This window comes from Candidatus Sarmatiella mevalonica, assembly GCF_016751895.1.
Classification (GTDB): domain Bacteria; phylum Pseudomonadota; class Alphaproteobacteria; order Rickettsiales; family Rickettsiaceae; genus Sarmatiella; species Sarmatiella mevalonica.
Genome location: NZ_JACVVM010000081.1, coordinates 1 through 4,683, shown reverse-complemented (window position 1 = coordinate 4,683; position 4,683 = coordinate 1). Strand labels below are relative to the sequence as shown.

At 37.0% G+C, this 4,683-nt stretch carries 2 protein-coding genes and 1 pseudogene; 1 reads left to right on the top strand and 2 read right to left on the bottom strand.

Features of this window, described 5'->3' with window-relative positions; all coding sequences use genetic code 11:
- Positions 1 to 286: hypothetical protein (locus Sarmat_RS06735; RefSeq protein ID WP_207187046.1), on the top strand; the 286-nt coding region annotated here is incomplete at its 5' end.
- Positions 287 to 375: 89 nt separating this feature from the next.
- Here the strand turns inward: Sarmat_RS06735 and Sarmat_RS05945 are convergent.
- Complete coding sequence (locus Sarmat_RS05945) at positions 376 to 4,110, bottom strand: glycoside hydrolase/phage tail family protein (RefSeq protein WP_202149861.1); 3,735 nt, start codon at positions 4,108 to 4,110, stop codon at positions 376 to 378.
- Between the two features lie 298 nt (positions 4,111 to 4,408).
- A pseudogene (locus tag Sarmat_RS05940) lies at positions 4,409 to 4,683 on the bottom strand (hypothetical protein); the annotation flags it as partial.

Here is a 4,683-nt window from a genome sequence, read left to right as displayed (position 1 = left end):
CATGCCAAATAATCTTAAAAAAACTCTTGGATGTTTAGCAATTTTACTGTATCTTATCATTGTGTATAGTCTCTTGTTGGTTAAAAATCAAGTTCTATACACGCTTTATAAAAAATATCAACCCCTCCCTGTAAGTAATTTCCAATTCTATATACTTACGCAAGAGGTCTATAGCTTAGAGCGCGATTTTTTCTATCGCAACCAACTTCGCAACCAATCATTCCAAAGTTTTAATTTCATATATACCTTCTGTCTTGAAAAAATCAAGACCTCTTTCTATCATTAGGCGATATATTCTCACTTACGCAACAGGTCTAATGAATAATACTATGGTGCTTATGCCGAGTTGAGGTTACGTAGGTAATCTTAACTTATCTAACGGTCAGATTGATTTGTAGTAGCCGTATGTAAGAGCAAATCTTGACTTGTACATGTCAATACCATACAGTATAACCTCACATCCTGCGCATGCACAATAAAATAATATGTATCCTCTGTACACGCTTCATACTCTATCACCCCTTCATTATCTTCTATACATATAATAACCTTATAACGCAAATCAAAATCTTCATCAGATCTCTTGCGGCATTTCAATTCTGACGACAATTGCAGCGTTACGCGAGCGCTCAAACTTTCACACACTTCGTACTCTTGAGCTGGCTCGTCATACATAAGTTTTGTACGCAGCTTATTTTCTGGCGCAAATCGCACTATCCATTCTAACAACGTTCCATACTCGCCATCTCTACTACCTACGCCTACATCACCACGCTTGCGCATATGAGTGTATTTTAATATCGGCTTTAACGGCGCACTTGCCCTATCCTCAAACACGCAACGCTGAACTGCGCCAGTGTTAGTTTTAATAACAATCTCTCGCCCTATCGCTTCCTCACTTAACGCAATTATTTGTCCTAAATCCAAAGGTATAAAGTCTTCTGTAACACGATGGTTGCCAACAACATCATCTGTGGCATACATCCCTCTACACAAATTATATATTTTATAACAATCCTTCGTATACTTCTCATAGTATAAAAACTGAACAATTTCATCTCCTATCTTAGCCAGTTTCCAACCATCCAAATCTACAAAATCTTCTAAGAAAGGCGCGTAAACTTTAAAGCAAGATTTTTCGTCGACAAAACGATAATTCTCACATTCGTCTGTTATCTCTATCACGCTACCTATAATAGCTTTTTGTGTTATAGACTGCAGTCTCTCTTCTTGCTCAGCATCACAGGCATACAAAGTATCTGCTTTACCCTGCACAAAGCAAGCCAAACCACTTTGTCCCTGGTAAATAAAAGGCAAATCAAGCAACAGCAATCTATCCTCTATCTGTCTTTCTACCATAAACCGTTGAGCGCAAAAACCACGAGGTATAAAATAAGCTTTCAAATTATCGAGCACGCCAAAAACTCTATATTGAGAGTTCTGAATTTCTATATGTACCACCCTTATATGATGCATCTTAACATGCTGCCATTGCTCACTGGTTCGATCTGCTAAATCAAAACAAGATAATTTCACAAAATCACCAACTGCTAAATTCATATAATGTATTGGTATGATAAAAGATACAGTCGCGCTCTCCATCAATGCATTGCTCAAGATCATCTCACCAACATCGCGCGCTTCTGATAAGGCTGTAAGTAATGGAGAAATATTCAAGCGAGCAATTAAGCCATTATGCTGATTATGCACAACCAAGTATTGTTCTTTATGTTCTTTATCTATAAAATATAAATATAATGTGCTCATAATCTTGTTATGAGCTATCTTATTGACCTCTAAAGCGCACTCACCTTCCACAATCAAATCTCTCTGATCTATCGCAAGCTCATTACCCACTCCACGCTTACTAAACATAATCTGCCCCTTGAACACTGGATCAAAAAAATATCTAGCACGTAAAAGCGAAATTATATCCAAAGCGCTCATCTGTTGGTTAATAGTTAACCCATCTATTAACTCTTGCTCTAACTGCTGGGTATTAACTTGCGTGTGTTTAATGCCGGCTCGCTTGGAAAGACAGTGCAGCACCTCCGCCAAAGTATTCATACCTAATTTTCCATTAATCCAGTGCCCCTTTTCCCACAAATTACTATCACTCCAAATGTCAGTGTGAGGCCAGAGTGGATAAGGGCGCGCATCCCACGTCCACAAAAACATCTCTTCTATATACTCTTCTTTGCTCCAGTAATCTATAAACACTTCTATACTCTTTCTTTGTATTCCAAAATCGACTTGGCCATTAGAATATTTTGGTATGTTTCCATCTACGCAATCTGGATTATAAAAAACATTAGGTTGGTTTGGGGCTTTATCTATAGAGGGGAAACCAAATTCGGTAAACCAAATTTTCTTCATCCTCGGTTTCCATTTGGTTTTAGCACCACTAGGATCGTAGTGATAATTCTCCCACCAATATCTCAAATTCTTCCATGCATGCTCTGGTTTTAAATTATGCCTTTGCCCATCAGAATAATAATATTCACATCCTTCTAAACCATTCATCCCATCTAATATTTCTTGCCTCGAAACAATAGATTCTTGGGAATCTGTGATAGGAAAATAGGCATCTATACCAACAAAGTTGATGTTATCATCGGCAAATAAAGAGTCTAGGTGATGATGTCCATGTTCATCATGATGATATTCCGACCAGTCGGCGGCATAAGATATCAATACTTTTCTGCCCACGATACTCCTTACTTTAGCTGCTAATAAAAGCAGCTGCTCCACGGCAGGATAAGCTCCTTGCGCATCACGAATGGCCGTGAGTTTCTTCAATTCTGAACCTATGAGAAAAGCATCTACATAATCTTTCGTAAGGTTTGCATAGTGTAAGATAAAATTATTATAACCATCTTTCTTATTAAAAAATTGAGGCACATCACAAGCAGCTCCACCCAAGTGTCCACGCCATGGCTTGCCGTCTAAATCTAAAAAGATCATGGGATAAAACATTATTTTATATCCACAGCTCTTTAAATGCTTTAAATATCTTATAACGCTCGCATCATGTACTGTGCCTCCATAATTAGGTTTGTTATTGTCATCACGCGAAATCAAGCGAGTAGTGGCGCGTCGCGCTTCCCCTACATGCCAATAAGGATAAATCGTATCCTTTGTATCCTTGCTTTCGATTCTGGGGGAAATGCTGCAATACTTAATATCTAAGTTATCACCAAACCAACATACAACTGGAGCGATATATTTAACATTTTTGCATGTTTTGCCCAGTTGTTCTAAGCTAGTAATTGCATTAGCTTTGCATTCTTTGTTGTGAGCGTTGATAGTATAATATTGACCATTACACCATTTTTTTTGTTCGACTGTATCATATACAAATTCCCCAGAGCCAGGAATCATATTCACGGCTGTAATTTTGTTTTCTAGATTGTTCTGCGAATCGCATGCCATGCTCACTTCAAAAGTAAGATTTGGTATTTGATTATCAAAATCTTGTAATGGCAATGATGTAAAAACTATATAAGATAACCCCCTAAAGGCCGGGGTTTTACCCTCGCCTTGAGCTGATTGAATGGTTTGGTCTGGGTTCTGGAAGGAATCGCCGTGATAAAATGCATATTTATACTGAGCGATGTTTAGTATTTTGTTATTCCAATATACTTTATCAATTCTTTCTACTTTACCCCTGCATATGGCCATAGCAAATGATACGCTATATTGATATTCCAAATTCTTCTCGTTTTTTTTTAAATTAAATACTTTGGCGATATAGCCTCCACGTCTTTTTCTTGTGATATGAGTAACGCACTTGGTTTCTACATCTCCGCACCATAATATTCTCCCCTCAACTTTGCCTTTACCAAAGATAAGAGGGATGACGTGACCATTTTTTATTTTATTTGATGAAGATAAAAATTTTACTTCCTCTTTAGCGCTCATAGCATCTTCGCTATTTTTCTCAGATCCCGCCCGCAATAAATAAGAAATAGCGCGGGAGGGAGAGGATGTATGCTGAAAAAGCGAGGAAAGAAAATGTGAGTTAAATGTGGTAAAAACTTTAGCGATTCTTGCTAGAATGCCTAATCCCATAGCGTGAGCTATTTTAAGGTAGGGTAAGTTATTTAACATAAATTATCGTAATTGAAACTGGGGTCTTGTTACTATAATTTATATCAATGCATGCCCACAACGCTAAATAGATTAGACCTCTTGCGTAAGTATATAGAATTGGAAATTACTTATAGGGACCGTTGTAAGATGAGATTTTAGAAAATTTTGTATTTTGTAGTTAAAATTTTTGTTTGAGTGATTTTATAAGGATTTTGCTATTAAAAACTGCATAGTTTTTTAGTCAAATCAGAAATTAATCTCATTTTTAGCTGTTTTAGTTTTGCTATAAGCCTAAATAGATGTATTTTTACCTGTTTTATGCAGCAAGGACGGTTAAACGCTTTAAATTAAAACAGATTGCATTCATAAATTCAGCAAATTGATTTTTTGCTATTCCTACATATCGCAGTCGTTTATTATCCTGAGCAAACACCCTTTCGAAAGGAGATCTAATGTAAGTATAATAGCGCTCGAGATCAAAATTCTTTTCCTTCATATTGTTTTTCTTAATAGCACATAGATGAACTCCCTTACGAGCCGCTGCTATCCTGGCGGGAGCAACGCAATAACCTTTGTCAGCATATGTAGCTC